The organism is Agrobacterium vitis (genome assembly GCF_037039395.1).
In the GTDB taxonomy this organism is placed as follows: domain Bacteria; phylum Pseudomonadota; class Alphaproteobacteria; order Rhizobiales; family Rhizobiaceae; genus Allorhizobium; species Allorhizobium vitis_E.
Window position 1 is genome coordinate 390,915 of sequence record NZ_CP146241.1, and the last position, 18,086, is coordinate 409,000.

Genomic DNA, 18,086 nt, shown 5'->3' on the forward strand with positions numbered 1-18,086 from the left:
GAATTAGAGCACATGCTGTGATCAATGAATCGATTGTGATGTGACGTCGCCGGCCTAAGCTGATTCAACATCCGCAACGGAGAGGTGGATGATGGGACAGGCCTTGAGCGATGATCTGCGAATACGAGTATTGAAAGCGTCGGCGTCGGGCATGTCGGCCCGACAGGCTGCGGCTCGTTTCGGCGTTGGAATTTCGACCGCGATCCGCTGGATCGCGAGAGCGCGACAGGGCGAGTTAAGGCCTCGGCCACAAGGCTGGCGACGACCATCGGCCGTTGATGCCCACGAGGAATTCGTTATCGCGTCGATCGATGACCGTAAGGATGTGACGCTCGATGAGATGGTTGGGCGCTTGTTCGCGGCGATGATCCTGTTTGAGAAGTTCGCCCAGCACCAGCCGCTCAATCGTACGCATCCGAGGAAGGCCGTCTTGTACGGGTGAGGAATATGGAAGAGCACTGGCTATATCGACGTCAATATAGCCGGTGTTGTAGCCATGGACATTATCAGAGACCGTAAACAGGTGAGCCGCCTTGAGATTGTGGACAGCGGTCGGCGCCGCCGATTCAGTGACGAAGCCAAGCTTGCGATTGTAGCAGAGAGCCTCTCTGCTCCCCGGCAGGTGACGGTTACAGCCCAGCGCCATGGGATCACCCGCTTTCAGTTGGACACCTCTAAAAACCTCCCCATTTTCCGCGTTTCATGATTCAATCCGGCCAGTGTGATTTTCTGGGAGCGGATGATGCGTGGGCAACCGGGCTTTTGGGATTTGGATGATCGTTACGAACGGCTGAGTGCCGTCGGCGATCCGCTGGAGAAGCTCAACAGCATCATTCCATGGGCGATATTTGAAAAACCTTTAGCGAAGGCGCTGAAGCGGTCCGACGGATCGAAGGGTGGACGTCCACCATTTCCGTCGGTTCTGATGTTTAAAATCCTGGTGCTGCAAGCGCTTTATAATCTCTCCGACGACCAAGCGGAGTTTGTTATCCAGGACCGGCTGTCGTTTATGCGTTTCCTTGGCCTTTCCCTTTCGCAGAAGGTGCCGGATGCCAAGACGATCTGGCTGTTCCGAGAGAGTTTGGTGCGTGCAGGTGCCATTGATAATCTGTTTGCCCGTTTCGACAAGCATCTCTCACGTTCCGGATATCTGGCCAAAGGCGGGCAGATCGTTGACGCCACGATCATCCAGGCTCCCAAGCAACATAACAGCCAGGACGAGAAAGACGCGATCAAGGCCGGCGAAATCCCTGAGGACTGGAAGGATAAACCCGCCAGGCTGGCCCAGAAGGACCGCGACGCGCGATGGACAGTGAAGTATTCCAAGGCGAAACGGCCAACGGAGACGCCGACGTCGACGACGACTGGCCAGCACGATATTGCCATTCCAATGTTTGGTTACAAAAACCATGCAGGCATCGACCGAGCCCATGGCTTTATCCGGGGATGGACGGTGACGAGTGCGAGCGCCCATGACGGAGCCCAGCTTCGAAACGTAGTGACCAAAGACAATACCGCGTCGACGGTCTGGGCCGATACGGCCTATCGCTCCAAGACCAACGAGGAATGGTTGCAGGACAATGGCCTAAAGTCCGACATCCATCAGAAGAAGCCAAAGGGCAAACCCATGCCGGAGGCGATGTCGCGCGCCAACGGCCGTCGTTCGAAGGTCCGCTCCGCCATCGAACATGTCTTTGCGCGGCAGAAGGACAAGATGAAGCTCTTCGTGCGCACCATCGGAATCAGCCGAGCGAGGGTGAAGATCGGCATGGCCAATATCACCTACAACATGCTTCGCTATGTCTGGCTGACTGGAAAACCACGGACCGCATAACGCGCAGCTGGCCGGAAGGCCGAAATGCATGCCGCAGATGCGGCAATCATCACAAAAAATGGGCGATCATCCGCGCGAGTTCATCGCGGAAATACATCCACGGCACCATCTTGCCAACTGCGACCGGTAAATCGAGGTGTCCAGGTGAAGATGCTGCGCAGATAGCTCCCACAGAATGCCGGATGCCGAATAGCAGCCGTATGGAGGTGGTGATCGCAAACGGTCGGCGCGTCGTCGTTGATCAGACGGTCGATGTGAAAGCGTTGTTGCGGATCATCCGCGGCTTGGAGACACTTTAACTATGAACCCGTTTCCGATGGGCACAACCGTGAAGGTTTGGCTGGCGACTGGCTATACGGACATGCGGCGCGGCTTTCCATCTTTGGCCCTTCAAGTGCAGGAAATCTTGAAGCATGACCCGCTGAGTGGTCACCTTTTCTGCTTTAGGGGTCGTCGTTCTGACGTGATCAAGATCATCTGGCATGACGGATTGGGCGCCTGCCTGTTTACCCGGCGGCTGGAACGAGGGCGGTTCATTTGGCCAAACGTGGAAGGTGGGGCGGTAACAATCTCGACAGCGCAGCTGGGCTCAAACCACTCCAAGCGGCTGCGTTTAAGAGACGTGGTCGTGAGCGTTGGAGGTAAGTCCAGGGCAACCCCTGGGCCGGTACGCATCCGAGAGACGAATGAAAATGAACCTTCCGATGAAGCGTCGTAACGTGGAACCTGTCGTCAAAACCAGAGGTGTGTCGTCTCTTTGGGATCAGCTTGTCAGATGCCTGGTGACCGGGCAAGCGGCGACCGGCGTTGAGGGGGCGTGAAGCGGATGCAGGCATTGTCGCGGAACTGCAGGAACCAGTCGCTCCGATGCAAAGGGAGAAGCACAAGCGGAGAAAACCGTGAGGCGAGAGTACCGATGCGGAGCACTGGGACGGACCGATCTGTAGTAGCGATGAAGGCTCGTAATGGAGCTGGAGCGAAGAGGTCGGATCAGGTGGGCGTATCATCAACACAACTGGCAACAGGAGGACGTTGATGGATACGCAAGGCAAACCGTTCAATATCAGTAAGCAGAAGGTGTACGAAGCTTATCTGCAGGTGCGATCCAACGGAGGCGCAGCTGGTGTGGATGGAGTAACGATTGAGCAGTTCGAGGCCGATCTGAAGGGGAATCTCTATAAGATCTGGAACAGGATGAGCTCAGGCACTTACTTTCCTCCGCCAGTTCGCGCCGTTTCCATTCCTAAGAAGAGTGGAGGCCAGCGGATCCTCGGGGTGCCAACAGTGGCAGATCGCGTGGCCCAAAGTGTGGTCAAGCAGATGATTGAGCCGGATCTAGATGCAATCTTTCTGGCAGATTCCTATGGCTATCGGCCCGAAAAGTCGGCGCTGGATGCCATCGGCGTTACGCGCAAGCGGTGCTGGAAATATGATTGGGTCCTGGAATTCGATATCAAAGGACTGTTTGACAATATCGACCACGACCTTCTGCTACGGGCTGTACGCAAACACATAACGTGTGCCTGGGCGCTGCTCTACATCGAAAGATGGCTGACAGCACCAATGCGGAAGGAGGATGGGGCAACCGTCGAGCGAAACTGCGGCACGCCACAAGGCGGTGTCGTTAGCCCGATACTTGCCAACCTCTTCCTGCATTATGCATTCGACGTGTGGATGGGCAGACAGTTCCCTGACCTGCCATGGTGTCGTTACGCGGATGATGGACTGGTGCATTGCCGGAAAACAGCTACTCACTTTTCCTGGAAATCCTCTGGCATGCGATCACGGTAAGCGAATTTATCGAGACTTATGCGTCGGTATCGAAGCTCACTTAAGGGTCATCGGTTGAACCAGCGTGGAAAGCTGTAACTGAGGTAATATATCATTGTCTGTCGCGAAATTCCGGCCATAGCAGGCACTCAGGATTTCAACTCCACTTCGATGCAGAGGTGCATCCACATTCGCAAGTGCTGCAAGCTCGAGAATCGGTATGAGACCAAAGGGCACGTCTTCCAGAACATATCGCGTGTTGATGTCTCGCGGTCCAGCCGGATCGTTACCTTTGGCGACAAGAATTTGGGATAGTGCGGCCAGGCTCGTGGCCGTTATTCCGAAAGATTTGCTGAAATGATCGAGGATGGAGGGCACTGTTTTCCCAAAAGCAGCTGCTATGGCGAGACGCTCACAATCCAATGCTTCGATAAATCTGCTAACGGCAGGGGTCATCGTGACTCTTTGTCCCCAGGTCTCGCCGAGCTCGATGCGTGTGAGGTTGCAAAGTGCCGTGCCCAGGTGACTTTCCGGGTTTATATTGCTGAGCGTTATGGTGACGATATCGTCTTTCACATCGAACCGGTCGCCAAACAGATCTGTGCAAAGCTCATGGGCTTTATGCGCGTCCGCTGCATGAACCAAAGCCATATCAACCTTGCCGCGTATCGCACCAATTTTGATGTCGTGCCCAGACTGAGCCTTGCCGGTCAGAACGGTGGTGTTCCAAACTACGATGGGAATTTCGATTTCACGTTGCGCCAATTTTTGGGCGAGATAAAAGCCGGCGAACGAAAGGTGGGCGCTGATAATGACGGTGTGTCTCGACGTGAGATGTGGCACGAGACTGTCGAGAACAAATCGGTGGCCGTAAGCGGGGAGGGCCAGCACGACGACATCACATTCCGTAAGTTCTTCTGCGCGCTGGCAGACCCCTGGATTGAACTTGGCAGACAAGGCCCCGCTCACCTGCATCGGCGTGTCTTGATTGAGTGCTTCAGTTCGTCGGCCAGATGGAGACCATATTCTCGCATGGTGGCCGTTTTGGTGAAGGAGTGCTGCGTACCCGATCGCGATTGCGCCAGCTCCGGCAATTGCTACATCCATGTTGCGATACCTCAGAAGCCCGGAGACTAGCCATCTTTGGCTGTGTCCGGTGAAATTTTATGATAGGTCATTATTTGCGGGCAGTTAGCCCTTGGTCCTTTTGGTCGCATGTCGCGTTTCTTTAAGGACAGTGAAGCACCGTGGTCTCTGTTTTCACGCATTTACGCAAAACCGGCATCCATTGTTCCTGGAAATGCCCTAGTCAAATTGTTCGACCCGGATCAGATGACCTTTGGAAACCTCGCGATATTCCCGAATTGGAGGCTCATACCCCATCGGCCGGACCGGGCTTTTTAGATCGTCGGCGACTATCCCGCGATGCATTCTGCGGCGTGAAGGGTCCGGTATCGGCACTGCCGACATAAGCTTCTTCGTGTAGGGATGTTGGGGGTTTTCGAAAACAGCCCTTCGCGGCCCGATCTCTACAATCTCTCCGAGGTACATCACAGCCACACGATGGCTCACCCGCTCGACAACCGCCATGTCGTGGCAAATAAACAGAAAGGCCAGATTGAGGCTCTGTTGCAAATCGAGCAAGAGATTGCAGACCTGTGCTTTGATCGATACGTCAAGCGCTGAAACGGCTTCGTCGGCAACGATGATTTTAGGGTCGAGCATCAAGGCGCGGGCAATTGCGACACGCTGGCGCTGGCCGCCCGAGAACTGGTGCGGAAAGCGTTGCATCATGTCGGGAGAAAGCCCCACCTTTTGCATGAGAGAGGCCGCCTTGTCTCGTGCCTGCGCATGGGTTCCGTAACGATGTTGAATATACGGCTCGACAATCGCCGAGCCTATGCTCATGCGTGGATTGAGAGAGGCGTATGGGTCCTGAAAAATCATCTGGATCGAGCGGCGCATTTTTCTCAATGAGCTACTGTTCATTTGCAATACGTTATGGCCATCGACGAAAATCTTGCCTTTTGTGGGTGTAACAAGCCTTGTAATCGAGCGCCCTGTGGTTGACTTGCCACAGCCGGATTCTCCCACCAGTGAGAGAGTTTCGCCTTCAAAAAGGTCAAAAGAGACCTTCTCCACTGCGTGGACAGCTCCAGATTTGCGTCCCAACAGCCCGGGGCGAATATCGAAACGCATCGTGAGGTCTTGGACCTCTAAAATGGGCTTGCTGTCTCTGCGAACTGTATCCTCGACATCGCGAGAAGGTTGCTGTTCGCCGCTCACCGGATTGATCACAGGAAAACGGAGTGGCAACTCTCGATTGTTCATTGACCCTAGCTGCGGTACTGCTGATAGAAGGGCGCGTGTGTAAGGATGTTGTCCCCGGTGGAATATGTCTGCGGTCTCCCCGACTTCCACCGCGTCTCCGCGAAACATGACGAGGGTTCGGTCTGCCACTTCCGCGACGACACCCATATCATGCGTAATGAAGAGAACTGAGGTGCCTTCCTCTTCCTGAAGCGTCTTGATGAGATCGAGGATCTGTCCTTGAACGGTGACATCGAGCGCTGTCGTCGGCTCGTCGGCAATCAGCAGCTTAGGCCTGGACGCAAGTGCCATGGCAATCATGACGCGCTGCCGCATGCCACCCGAAAACTGATGAGGATATTCGTCATAACGGCCAGTGGCATTCGGTATACGCACCCTCTCCAGTAGTCTGATAACCTCAGCCTTGCTTTCAGCCTTGGAGATCTGCTTATGGACACTCAACGCTTCGCCAATTTGTTTGCCGATGGGGATAATCGGATTGAGCGATGTCATGGGTTCCTGAAATATCATGGAAATCTCATTGCCGCGTACTCGTCGCATCTCGTCTTCAGGTAGTGAGAGCAGATCTCTGCCGCCCAATCTCACCGTACCCTCTATTCGGCTCGATTGAGCAGCCAGAAGACGCATGATAGAAAGCGACGTCACAGATTTGCCCGATCCGGATTCTCCAACAATCGCCACCGTTTCGCGCGGTGCAATGTCGAATGAGATATTTCGGATAACCGACTTCCACTGGTCGTTGACCTTAAATGAGGTCGTCAGGTTTTGTACAGAAACGACGGGCGTGACTGGTGAAGATTCCGGCGTGTTTTGAAAAGCCATCGTCATTGCGCGCTCCTTGTTTTCGGATCGATCGCGTCGCGCAACGCGTCCCCCAGAATATTCAATGCGAGTACGGTCAGGAGTATCGCAAGGGACGGAAACAATACGAGCCACCAGGCGCTAAGAATATTCTCGAAACCTTCCCGTATCATACCCCCCCATGTCGCGGTTGGAGGCCGCACCCCAAGACCGATGAACGCCAGGGACGCTTCGGTTCGAATGGCCGATGCCATCCAAAGCGATGCTACAACGACGATGTCGGAAAGGATGTTCGGCAGAATATGAACGCCCATAATGCGAATTGGCGAAAAACCGAGCGATTTGCCAGCCTCGACGAATTCGCGGCGTTTGACCGCGATTGTTGGCGCACGGGCTACTCTGGCAAAAGGCGCTGTTTCCGTAATCGCAATGGCGATGATGAGATTCTCGAAACTGGCACCTAACATTGCGGCAACCATCAGACCCAGCAGCAGGGTCGGAAAGGAGAGCATCACATCGACAATCCCCATGATGATCTGGTCAAAGATACCGCCAATATAGCCTGCCAATATACCGATGATCGAACCGACGACCATGGCGATCATCACCGACAGAAAGCCGATCGAGAGCGAAATTCTCGCCCCATACAATAGCCGGCTGAGAACATCCCGGCCGTAGCTGTCCGTTCCCATCCAGAATTGTGCGGAAGGTGCGCTGAGGCGGTGAAGAATATTCTGCTTCAGCGGATCATATGGCGCGATGGCAGGAGCCAAAACAGCAAGGAGAATGATCGACGTGAGCAGGCCTATGCCGATCCATGAATAACTGTTGCGACGGAAAGCCGCAAAAACCACATTCGGTTGTCGCTGCGGCGAGATGGAAGAAAGGGCGGCTTTGGTCATTGGGCGAGACTCACTCTTGGATCAACGTAGGCGTAAATGAGATCGGTGATGGTGTTCACCAGGATGACGAAGGTAGCAAAGACCACCATGAGTGCCTGGAGCATCGTATAGTCGCGAGATTGCAGCGCACCGAGGATCAGCTTGCCAAGGCCGGGGCGTGTGAAGACGATTTCAGTCAACACCGAGTTTCCGATCAGGGTGCCGAAATACAGACCAACCACCGTAACAATCGGGATGAGCGCGTTGCCGAGCGCATGCCGCAGGATGAGCGTTCGCGGATGGACACCTTTGGCGCGTGCGGTGCGGATGTAGTCCTCGCCCATGACATCCAGCATCGATGAACGGGTGACGCGCGCAATATATGCCGTCATAATCAACCCAAGGTTGATAGCTGGCAGCAGTAGATTGCGCAGATGGCTGATCGGATCAGAGGAGGCCCGGCTCATAACGGGCAGCCACTGCAACCATACGGCAAAAGCAAGCAGCAATAGTATTGCCGAAACGAAACCGGGAAACGACAGGCCGAGCAGTGACAAAAAGCGGCTCACATAGTCCGGCCACCGGTTGCGGCGAACGGCGGCAATGATTCCCAGGGGAATTCCAAACATCGCACCGATCAGCATGGCGGCGACCGCCAGTTCCAGTGTGTAAGGCAGAACCAGAGCGACTTCTTCAAACACAGTACGGCCGCTGACCATAGAACGGCCGAAATTTCCTGTGATCATATCGGAGAGAAAATGTAGATACTGTACGCCGATCGGCTGATCGAGGCCGAGCTGCGCGCGCAAGTCTTGGAGAGCTGCGTCACTTGCCCGATCGCCAAGCATGGCAACTGCAGCGTCACCCGGTACCAGACGCACCAGCACGAACACCATTGTCAGCATGGCGATCAATGTCGGAATTGCAAGAAGGAGTTTTCGGATCCCATAACCGATCATGCGGCAATCCTTTCTTTTGAGACGCGGCTTGCAAGGAAGGCGTCCAGGTTATGATTGGTTTGACTGTCGGACATCAGGTCCGCGAGGATGTGTCCAACAAAGGAAACAAGTTGGAATGTGGCTCCGGAAACGGCAGAGACGTCATTGGGCCCTTTGACTTTATGAGAGAAGCCAATGCCGGCAAGGTGATCCGAAATCACTGCTTCCATGCTTGACCAGACTCTCATCACTTTGAAGTGCTTGAGTTCGGCAACAACAGTTACAGCGGCGTCAATTGAGGCTGTCGGTATTGAGATATTAACACTGGCTGATTGCCGCCCCGGTATGCTGACATCGGCAATGGTGGTGTCCGAAGCGTGCTGGCCGAAGAAATGGCGCTCAGAAAGCTTGCCGAAAAAAAGGCCCCTTATCGCTGCTTCTAAGGCAGCGCGAAGACCGTACAATCTTGCGCCAATGAAAAGAACGTCCGTTTTCATGCGGCATTCTCCCCGCTCTCGAGGCTCGCCAGTTCACCAAGCGTGACCGGTTTCAACGGCGGACGAATATTGAAGAAGCTGACGTCTTTTATCGGGATGTTGTGCGCCTCGGCGACAAGTGCCTGCACCGTATATCCACACTGACGTCCCTGACAGGGGCCCATGCCACATCGCGTAGCTGCCTTGATCGCTCCTGGATCGGCCGGGCTGTTGCTTGCTGCCGCGCGGACGGCCCCAGCTGTGACTTCCTCACAGCGACAGACGATCACATTATCGGCCAGACGTGGTCTAGACGGGGCGTAAGCGACATCAAGAAAGGGTCGCAATGCAAGCGCGCGTCTGCGCCTTTGATCGAGACCTGTTCGTCGACGCAGTTCTTCCGTGTTGGACGAAATCTCAAGGCGCCTGGCTAATCCTAAAGCGGCGGTTTCACCAGACAGAGTTGCCACCAGCCAACCACCGATACCGCAGGCATCACCCGCTACAAAAAGTCCCTCCCGGCTTGTCTCTCCCCAACGGTTCAGCTTTGGTGCGAGGTAGCCTTGAGCATCGTTCCATGTGTGTACACAACCCAGTGCCAAAGTTTCGTGAATGCGGGGAACGACACCTTCGTGCACCAGCAATATATCCGCTTCCACCCGGTGAGATTGTCCGTGTCTTTTCCAGGAAAGATGCTCGAGACGCTGATTTCCCTCAGCCTCCAGATCCGTGAAACCTTTGACCAATATTCCGCTGCGTCTGATTTTGTGAAGCCACTGCAATCCTTTCAGCAGGCTTCCAAAATCACGCCAAGCTTTTGGAAGCTGCACCAACGCAGAAAGACTTGGCGATCTCGACGTATCAAGATAACCAGCAATGTGGCCTTGAAGGCTCAGAACCTGAGTAGCGTAGAGAAGTGGCAACGGTCCAGCCGCGGCGATCCATAGCTTTCCCTGGGGTAACATGCCGCCGGATTTCAGCAGAATCTGTGCCGCGCCAACCGTCATCACGCCAGGCAGGGTCCAGCCTGGAAATGGAACAGGCCTTTCCTGCGCGCCGTTTGCCAGAAGCACAGCCCGGGCTGAAAGACGTGAAGCTTTGCCTTGCGATGTTACGAACACCGACCAACCGTCTTCGATCTGCCAGACCTGTGTTGATGCGAAATAATCGGCACCTGATGCACGGAATGCTTCCACGAGGGCTCGACCTTTTTGATAATCCTTGCCCAGCGCCGGGAAAACCGGACTGCTGAGATTACGCTCGATTCCTCTGAAAATCTGCCCGCCAGGAGACGGCTGTTCGTCAATCACGACAACCGATGCTCCGAGTTGGCGCAGAGTTACTGCGGCAGCCATGCCTGAAGGTCCCGCGCCGACAATTGCTACATCGTAACTCATCGGGAAATCCCCCGGTGTCCGTGTTGGCTGTCGATCTTCATGCCTGCTTTAACGGGTACCAGACACCCTTGCGTCGAGGCCACGCCGTCAACAATTGCCAGGCACTCGAAGCACACGCCCATCTGGCAATACGGTAATCTCGGTTCTCCGCTGACCGGTGAGTTCCGCCCTGCGCCCGGCACTCGCAGCAATAGGCTGGCAACGGTCTCTCCTTCCCATGCGGGTACGGCCTGGCCATTCACCAGCACGGACATATCACTGGGTTTTCCCAGGCGCTCAAGCACACTTTTGAACATCGAATCTTCCATTTGAAAACGCTGACATGTCATCGGACAGTCGTCCCGCAAGCATAGCGGGCGCAATGATTGCGGCATGAACGGCGGCCAACGTCACACCGGAATGGCACACGGCCGCAAACAGGCCTGGGTGCTCGCTGGATTCAGCGTAGATCGGCAAGCCATCGGGTGGAATAATCCGAAAACCGCTCCATTGACGCACGATCTTTGCAGATGCGAGAGCGGGTATTGTCCGTGTTGCCCGAAGAGCCAGTCTTGTTGCCGAAGAAACGCTGACGCCATGATCATCGGTTTCCTCCTTGGTTGCACCGATCATGATGGTGCCGTCCGCTGTTTGTCGCAGGCCACTTCCGGGGTAGGGGAGGAGGGGCGCAAGCCGTTCGGTCACCAGCAGTTGGCCACGTTCGGATCTCAAGGGAATGGTGAGCCCAAGCGGATCGGTAAGGGAGGGCGTTGCTAAGCCTGCGGCCACGACAACGCGCGGCGCTGCAAAGCTTGTAGACCCGGCCTTGACAATAAAACCGTCCTGTTTTGGTGTAACTGTCTCAGCCCGCCGGCGATAATGGATCGTTCCACCGAGGTTAACGATTCCGCGATGTAAGGCGGCAAGAAGTTGCAATGGATTGACGTGCCCGTCCGCCTCACAATAGCTCGCACCCACCACCTCGGGACCGAAAACGACGGCGGGCATCATCCGCTCAAGCTCGGCGCGATCTATCATTCTGGTATCGGCCTGAACGGTCTGATTGTGCATACGCTTGTTGAGGGCGTCCCGCTCCTCGTATTCATTCTGCCCCAGGCAGTATATCAATCCACCCCGGCGCGAATAGTCGACTTTCATCCCGACGTTTCCGGTCAATTCTTTCAAAAAGTTGGGCCAGAGATCCGCACTCTGCCGTCCGAGATGATGATAGGCTGGCGCGCTCGCGCCCTTTCCTTGCACCCAGACCAGCCCGAAATTAGCGCGGGCCGCACGCATGTCCCTGTCCTCCCCGTCCAGAACAACAACCCGTTGTCCTGTCTGGGCGAGCCCATAGCCAAGCGCCGCGCCGACGATACCGGCACCGATAACTAGAACATCCGCGCTCACTTTGATCTCCGTTGGTTATTGCTCATGCTTGTGATGAAAGGTAAAACTTTGAACGTCTTCTTTTCCCGTCCATATTCATAAGGGTTATGACGAATGCGAAATCCAAGCTTGCGCCAACTGGAGGCGCTAATGGCTGTAATTGAATCGGGAACTGTGAGTGTTGCCGCCGCTATACTGCGGATTTCACAACCCGCGGCGAGTAAGCTGATCCAGGATCTGGAGGCTGATACGGGCCTCAAGCTGTTCGAGCGCAAAAGCGGACGTCTGGTGCCGACTGGACGGGGCATGCGCTTATACGAAGAAGTCGAGCGTATCTTCGGCGGTGTCCACCAACTCGCCCGTGCGGTCGAGGCCATTCGGCGTGACGAACATGGACATTTGCTCATAGGCGCAATGCCCGCATTGTCAGGATCGTTCATAACCCGGGTCATTTCGAGTTTTAAAATATGGCATCCAGATGTATTCGTTTCCATCGAAGCACGTAGCTCCCGGTTTTTGACAGAAGCGGTCTTGCTTCGTCGTCTTGATTTGGCGCTGGTTATCAGCGGCCTGGAACATCCCTCTATGGTAGTCGAGCGGATGCATTGCTCTGCTGCCGTGGCAGCCCTGCCTCTCGGTCATAAGCTCGCTGAAAAGGCGGAGCTTTGTCCCGATGACCTCAAGGATGAACCGTTTATTGCCTTCGCCCCGACGGGAACGATGCGTACCAAGGTCGATGCAGCGTTTGAACAGTACTCAATCACGCCCCGGATCGTCATCGAGGCGACCACAGCTCCGAACGTTGCCGAACTCGTGGCGGCCGGATTGGGCGTGACGGTCGCCGACCCCTTGGCAATTGAGTTTGTGGCGGACCGGATCATCACCCGGCCTTTTCGCCCCACCATTGATTTCGGCTATGGTATCATCCGTCCGACACGGGCAAGAAACAGCAGTCTCGTTGCAGACTTCATCGAGGAGATTCATGCTGCGGCGCGGACGCCAAGGCTAATCCCTTGAAAAAGCCGACCGGAAAAATTTATCTTTCCTTCGGTCAAGGCGAGAGCCCGTCACGTCCAGATTGAACCAGACGGCCTCTCATTTTTTTCCGTTGTTTCTGATCAGAAAACCCTGTTAAGATGTTTTCCTGTCAAACTCCCGGCGCGAAAAACGTTTTATTGATTTAGGCTCGTTCTTTCCGTAATCGGGGGTGCCAGATTCAGGGATCCGGTGAGCTCATACCCATAGTCCAGAGCTTTGCTGCGAGCCCAAACCTGCATCAGGCTGAACAGAGGAACACCGCATACCTGATCGAGAATCTTCTTCTGGGCAGACGACCAGAATTTGTTCCGCTCGGCGTCCGTCGTTGCCTTGCGAGCAGCCATGATGTCGGCATCGGCTGCATCGCAATGGGAAAAATTCGTAACGGCTGTTGGCTTGCCGATAGAGGCGCTGGATTCGTAGAACTGGCTCAGATAGCTGTCTGCAACAGGGTAACGTGCCGCACCGTAGAACACGAGATCACTCAAATCCTTTCTGATCTGTTCGTGATATGTCGGGTGATCGACCACCTGCATCTGCATATCGATCCCGACTTCTGCCAATTGGGCTTGAATGACTTCCATGATAGGCTGCTGCGCAGAACTGGACGAGACCACTGCCGACAACGTCAGGCCGTCCTTGTAACCGGTTTCTGCAAGAAGCGCCTTCGCACCCTCGGGATCGTATTTATAAGCCCAGGTGCAATCTTCGCCGAGATAGCCGCTGGGAACCACAGAACAGCCTTTGGGAGCTACACTTTCACCGACGAACTGAACGATTTGGTCCACATTGATTGCTTTAGAAATGGCCTGGCGTACCTTGACGTTATTCAAAGGTTTGCGCGTCGAATTGATAAATAAAGTCCGATATTCGCCGGGAGCGAAAATGTCGACAATCGAGCCCTCCCAGCCTTTCGCCTGGTCGACCCAACGCTGCTCCCTTTTGCCATAGATCAGATCAAGCTCTCCGGATCGGAAGGCCAGCTCACGACTTGAGTCTGACGGGATAAGGTCGACCCGGATGTCATCGATTTTCGGCTTGCCTCTGAAGTATGTTGGAAATGCGTTTAGATATACGGCCTGTTGGGTGACAGCTTTTTCGAACATGAAAGGACCGGTACCAATAGGCTGCGTTTTGAAATTTGCCCCAAGCTTATCCACCGCTTTCTTACTCACAATGTTTCCGCCGTGATAATTGGCAACGAGCCCGAGGAATCCAGCAACAGGCTCGCTCAAAGTGATGCGGACCGTCAAGGGGTCAATGGCTTCAATTGTCTTAAAAGCGGCATAGTCGCTTGAATAAGAGGACGTGTCCGGGCTTTTTGCCCGTTGAAGAGAGAACACCACGTCCTCCGCTGTCAACTTGCCATAGGCACCATGAAATGAGACATCATTGCGAAGTTTAAAAGTCCAAACCAAGCCGTCCGGCGAGGTCGTCCAGCTTTCGGCAAGGTCGGGTTCAATTTTGGTTGGGTCGGCACTCCCAGGTGAAAATCGAACAAGTCCGTTGAAAATCCAAGAAACCACTGCCAAGTCCTGGGTGGTTGTCGCTCTAGTGGGATCAAGTGTGGCAATATCGGCGGCTGCCATGCCAACCTTTAAAGTGGCAGAATTTGCGACGCCAGTATAACCACACCCTGCGAGCATGGAAGCTGTGAATAAGCCTATCAACTTAATCCGTCTTTTTTTAAACATTTGTTCCGCTCCTTATTTCTTTTGTAACTTGAATATTATGCTTGCCGCATAAGTGTCAAAGTCGTTTTTTTGCTTTATGTATTCCCTAGGGTTATACGTGTAGCGCGCGATGACCACTTGTAGGTCGCGTCCTGCTCGTTCCTCGTCTGCGTGAGCAGCGTACGCATCCGAGGAAGCTTGCAATTACCCATAAGTAGCTGACTCATTTACGGAAAGCTTTTGCTGAAATATTGAATCGAAAGAATCTGGAGGGTTATTTGAGGTCGCATGGGACAGCGCGGCGGGTTCGGGCGGCCTCATGTAAGCCGGATTGAACTAAGACGCGGGTTGTTCGACGCTGCTATGGGGAATTGAGAAGCGGCCCTATGTCGGCGGAGCCGGAACCATGCCGTCCCGATTGCTCCGAGGGTGTCGCTGATCTTGAGAATGGACATTCGGGAGCGTTTTGCCGGAGACCTTGCAGACCTGTGGGCCAAATGTACCGGGATCTGAAGCGGTTCGATCTTGCGGGGGTCGAGCGATATCGATCGCCGGCACAGCGCTGGACGAGTGGGAATATGCTGTGATGTTTGCGGTTGTCTGACATCATGAAGTATCGCACCAGAAGGATGATGGCCGAGGCGGTGGTACAGGGGCAACGGTGACGCCAGTTCGACGCATGGGGCGCTGACAATCGGGGCATTCGAAGGAATGGGCCTGCTGAGATTTTGTCGAATGGGATCGCTCGCCTGTCGGTGATGGTTGGCCGAGGAGGCTTCTGCAGAGAGCGATACGATCGCGCCGATGACAATTGGCGAGGAAGCCAAAGTGGCGCATGCGGTGGAAGCCATCCGGAAGCACATGAAGGAGAAAGCGCCGGATGAACTCGTGGGGATGAAGCCACATAATCTTCTCACGGTCGCGACCGTCTCCACGATAATCCTTCCATCTGAAGGCGACATGGTCGTCATCGACATGGACGATGCGGCTGTTTGCGATGGCAACACGATGGGTGTAGCGGCCAAGATAGGCAAGTACCGATCGGCAATTGATCCACCTTGTTCTGTCTGGTGAGAGGCCTCCGCCCGGTACGACGCAGTGGACATGGGGATGGTGGGTCATCGCCTGGCCCCAGGTGTGAAGTACGCCGGTGACGCCGATCTCTGCGCCTAGCCACTTGGGGTTAGTTGCGATGGTCTGCAGGGTCTCGGCCGAGATCTGCATCAACAATGCATAGACGACCGCCTTGTTCTGGAAGGCGATGTCAGCGACATCACGTGGTAGCGTGAAGACCACATGGAAATAGGGGACCGGCAAGAGATCGGCGATGCGTGCGTCGACCCAATCCTTGCGAGCGGCTCCCTGACACTTTGGGCAGTGGCGATTACGACATGAGTTATAGGAGATGCGGGTTCTGCCGCACTGATCGCAAGCATCGACATGACCCCCGAGCCTGGGTGTCCGGCAGGCTTCTATTGCTCCCATGACGCGTCGTTCGCTGCGGCCAAGATGACCGGCGTTCTCTCGTCTGTAAGATCCCCCATGCCACCGAAAGATGTCGGCGACTTCGAAGGCGGGACGCAACCGGCTACCCTTCCGGCGGAGTCACCTCCAATCGCAAACGGTCAAGGGGACTGGCGGTCGACCTGATGGTGTCAGTGGACACCTGTGCATAATGCGCAGTGCTGGATAGATGGGCATGGCCAAGCAAGACCTGAATGATCCGGATATCGGTGCCATTCTCCAGAAGGTGCGTTGCAAAGGAATGCCGCAACGTATGGACGGTAACCCGCTTTGAAAGGCCAGTAGCGGCAACTGCTGATCGACAGGCGGCGTTCAAAACTGTCGGTTCGATTGGCCTGTCGGCATCGCGCCCTGGAAAAAGGAACCCGGTGGGTCGCGATAGGCGCCAATAACTGCGTAAAATGCCCAGCAGTTCGTTTGACAGCATCACGTATCGCGCCTTGGCACCTTTGCCATGACGAACATGGATCACCATCCGGGAACTATCGATATCCTCGATCTTCAGACCACAGACCTCGCCGACCCTGAGGCCAGCAGCATAAGCTGTGGTCAGCGCTACCCGCGCCTTCAGACTGGAGACGGCCTCAAGGAATTGCACCACCTCGTCTGCCGATAGAATAACGGGGAGCTTGCGTGGTTCGCGCGCATACGGGATCCGATCGGGGACATCGTCTTGGCCAAGCGTGATGCCATAGAAGAATCGAAGAGCACACACGATCTGAATTAAAGATGCCCATGATATCCCCGTTGAGACAAGGTGAACCTGGAACGTGTGAATGTCCCCAAGATCAAGTCGATCAGGTGATCGGGCGAAATAGCGGCTGAACTTCCGGACTGCACTGATGTAGGATCTTTGGGTCGCCGGGGACAAATTGCGGACTGTCATGTCCTCAATCATTCGGCGGCGAAGAGGGCTTATCTCAGCCATCGGGGCCTCCTGTCTGAAGGGTGGGTTGCAACACAACCATCCTCTCAGTCAGGGCGCTCTCGTCAAAGCCCGCCACGAATCGCCGCGATCAGCGGCTTAGTTCAATCACTTGTGATTCTGTGTCGAGCACCTGATTCTTTTAAGGTGGTGCTTTATGTCGGTTCGAGACGATGTGATGGCTGATATTGATAGCCATTGGAGCAAGCAGGAAATAGACGCGGGGTGTTTCAAGGATGCTCGCCTTGGCCGACGCTGCACAGAGCTTTTACGACAGCTCGGAGAGCACATGGGCGGCTCCATTCCTTTCGCCTGCCAGGACTGGGCCAACACGAAAGCCGCTTATCGGATTTTCTCCAACCCGAATGTTGAGGAAGGCGATATCCTCAACGGTCATTTTGCCGCGACCGCTCAGCGCTACGCTGCTTCCCAAGGTCCGATCCTGGTGCTGCAGGACACAACCGAGTTCACCTATCAGCGCCGTAATCCGCATGCCGTTGGCTTTACGAAGAGCGTCAACAGTGGCCGAGACAAACAGGAGCGGCTGCGCCACCACACGGTCTGCGGAATATTGATGCATTCGAGCCTTGCTGTAACCTTGGATGGGCTACCCTTGGGGTTGGCGGCCGTCAAATTCTGGAGCCGCGACAAGTTCAAGGGCACGGCCCAGCTGAAACGCAAGATCAATCCGACGCGTGTTCCGATCGAGGGCAAGGAAAGCATCCGTTGGCTGGAAAATCTTCGCCAATCCGTCGGGCTTCTCGGTCAACCAGACCGGTGCATTCATGTCGGCGATCGCGAAAGTGATATCTACGAACTCTACTGCCTGACCAGGGAGCTTGGCACGCACTTCGTCGTCCGCACCGTCGTCGACCGTTTGGCTGGCAACGGAGATCACACGATATCGGCTGAAATGCGCGATGTTGAAACTGTTGGCCGGCATCTGATCGAAGTTCGCGCTGATACTGACGAGGTCACTAAAGTCCACCTGGATATCCGATTCAAACGGATCCGGGTGTTGCCACCCATCGGCAAGAAGAAACGATATCCTGCATTGGACCTGACCGTCATTCACGCGGTGGAGCCCAGCCCTCGGCCGGCCGCAAGCGCATCGAGTGGAAGCTCCTGACCGA

At 55.1% G+C, this 18,086-nt stretch carries 15 protein-coding genes and 4 pseudogenes; 8 read left to right on the forward strand and 11 right to left on the reverse strand.

What is annotated here, in order from left to right; translation table 11 throughout:
* Positions 1 to 91: 91 nt before the first annotated feature.
* The 6 genes and pseudogenes from V6582_RS01760 to ltrA form a co-directional block, all read left to right on the forward strand.
* Positions 92 to 355 (forward strand): annotated as a pseudogene (locus V6582_RS01760) (helix-turn-helix domain-containing protein); the annotation flags it as partial.
* Between the two features lie 141 nt (positions 356 to 496).
* Positions 497 to 670, forward strand: a pseudogene (locus tag V6582_RS01765) (transposase); the annotation flags it as partial.
* 72 nt (positions 671 to 742) lie between these two features.
* Positions 743 to 1,834, forward strand: a complete 1,092-nt coding sequence (locus V6582_RS01770) for an IS5 family transposase (RefSeq protein ID WP_349508847.1) — start codon at positions 743 to 745, stop codon at positions 1,832 to 1,834.
* Between the two features lie 191 nt (positions 1,835 to 2,025).
* Positions 2,026 to 2,133: pseudogene (locus tag V6582_RS01775) on the forward strand (IS66-like element accessory protein TnpA); the annotation flags it as partial.
* A 17-nt stretch (positions 2,134 to 2,150) separates the two neighbouring features.
* A complete protein-coding gene (tnpB, locus tag V6582_RS01780) occupies positions 2,151 to 2,552 on the forward strand; it encodes an IS66 family insertion sequence element accessory protein TnpB (protein WP_349508866.1) in 402 nt (133 codons plus the stop codon).
* A 317-nt stretch (positions 2,553 to 2,869) separates the two neighbouring features.
* Positions 2,870 to 3,574: pseudogene (ltrA, locus tag V6582_RS01785) on the forward strand (group II intron reverse transcriptase/maturase); the annotation flags it as partial.
* An 87-nt stretch (positions 3,575 to 3,661) separates the two neighbouring features.
* On the opposite strand, the gene V6582_RS01790 reads toward ltrA, so the two are convergent.
* The 8 genes from V6582_RS01790 to V6582_RS01825 form a co-directional block, all read right to left on the reverse strand.
* Positions 3,662 to 4,711 (reverse strand): NAD/NADP octopine/nopaline dehydrogenase family protein, encoded by a 1,050-nt coding sequence (locus V6582_RS01790; RefSeq protein ID WP_156634858.1) that lies wholly within the window; start codon positions 4,709 to 4,711, stop codon positions 3,662 to 3,664.
* A gap of 198 nt (positions 4,712 to 4,909) precedes the next feature.
* Positions 4,910 to 6,763, reverse strand: coding sequence for an ABC transporter ATP-binding protein (locus V6582_RS01795; RefSeq protein WP_156634859.1), 1,854 nt, complete (start codon positions 6,761 to 6,763; stop codon positions 4,910 to 4,912).
* Complete coding sequence (locus V6582_RS01800) at positions 6,760 to 7,638, reverse strand: ABC transporter permease (RefSeq protein WP_156634860.1); 879 nt, start codon at positions 7,636 to 7,638, stop codon at positions 6,760 to 6,762. Before V6582_RS01800 ends, V6582_RS01795 begins: the two co-directional genes overlap by 4 nt.
* Positions 7,635 to 8,576 (reverse strand): ABC transporter permease, encoded by a 942-nt coding sequence (locus V6582_RS01805; protein ID WP_156634861.1) that lies wholly within the window; start codon positions 8,574 to 8,576, stop codon positions 7,635 to 7,637. Before V6582_RS01805 ends, V6582_RS01800 begins: the two co-directional genes overlap by 4 nt.
* The gene (locus V6582_RS01810; RefSeq protein ID WP_156634862.1) at positions 8,573 to 9,052 is read right to left on the reverse strand and encodes a hypothetical protein; all 480 of its coding nucleotides are present in this window, start codon (positions 9,050 to 9,052) and stop codon (positions 8,573 to 8,575) included. Before V6582_RS01810 ends, V6582_RS01805 begins: the two co-directional genes overlap by 4 nt.
* Positions 9,049 to 10,428, reverse strand: a complete 1,380-nt coding sequence (locus tag V6582_RS01815; RefSeq protein WP_156634863.1) for an FAD-dependent oxidoreductase — start codon at positions 10,426 to 10,428, stop codon at positions 9,049 to 9,051. Before V6582_RS01815 ends, V6582_RS01810 begins: the two co-directional genes overlap by 4 nt.
* On the reverse strand, positions 10,425 to 10,802 hold the full coding sequence (locus V6582_RS01820) for a (2Fe-2S)-binding protein (protein WP_349508851.1): 378 nt from the start codon (positions 10,800 to 10,802) through the stop codon (positions 10,425 to 10,427). The genes V6582_RS01815 and V6582_RS01820 overlap by 4 nt, the downstream gene beginning before the upstream one ends.
* Entirely contained in the window at positions 10,705 to 11,814 is a 1,110-nt protein-coding gene (locus V6582_RS01825; RefSeq protein ID WP_337739417.1) for an NAD(P)/FAD-dependent oxidoreductase, read from the reverse strand. Before V6582_RS01825 ends, V6582_RS01820 begins: the two co-directional genes overlap by 98 nt.
* A 93-nt stretch (positions 11,815 to 11,907) precedes the next feature.
* Between V6582_RS01825 and V6582_RS01830 the strand changes: the two genes are divergently transcribed.
* Positions 11,908 to 12,810: a LysR substrate-binding domain-containing protein gene (locus tag V6582_RS01830; RefSeq protein ID WP_156634865.1), complete on the forward strand. Its 903-nt coding sequence runs from the start codon at positions 11,908 to 11,910 to the stop codon at positions 12,808 to 12,810.
* Positions 12,811 to 12,965: 155 nt separating this feature from the next.
* On the opposite strand, the gene V6582_RS01835 is transcribed toward V6582_RS01830, so the two are convergent.
* From V6582_RS01835 to V6582_RS01845, 3 genes are all read right to left on the reverse strand, one after another.
* Positions 12,966 to 14,525, reverse strand: a complete 1,560-nt coding sequence (locus tag V6582_RS01835) for an ABC transporter substrate-binding protein (RefSeq protein WP_156634866.1) — start codon at positions 14,523 to 14,525, stop codon at positions 12,966 to 12,968.
* A 585-nt stretch (positions 14,526 to 15,110) separates the two neighbouring features.
* Positions 15,111 to 16,088: an IS91 family transposase gene (locus V6582_RS01840; RefSeq protein ID WP_156634944.1), complete on the reverse strand. Its 978-nt coding sequence runs from the start codon at positions 16,086 to 16,088 to the stop codon at positions 15,111 to 15,113.
* Between the two features lie 4 nt (positions 16,089 to 16,092).
* Positions 16,093 to 16,956: a tyrosine-type recombinase/integrase gene (locus V6582_RS01845; RefSeq protein ID WP_349508852.1), complete on the reverse strand. Its 864-nt coding sequence runs from the start codon at positions 16,954 to 16,956 to the stop codon at positions 16,093 to 16,095.
* A gap of 175 nt (positions 16,957 to 17,131) precedes the next feature.
* On the opposite strand from V6582_RS01845, the gene V6582_RS01850 reads away from it, so the two are divergent.
* Positions 17,132 to 18,082, forward strand: a complete 951-nt coding sequence (locus tag V6582_RS01850; protein ID WP_234889909.1) for an IS4/Tn5 family transposase DNA-binding protein — start codon at positions 17,132 to 17,134, stop codon at positions 18,080 to 18,082.
* Positions 18,083 to 18,086 lie beyond the last annotated feature (4 nt).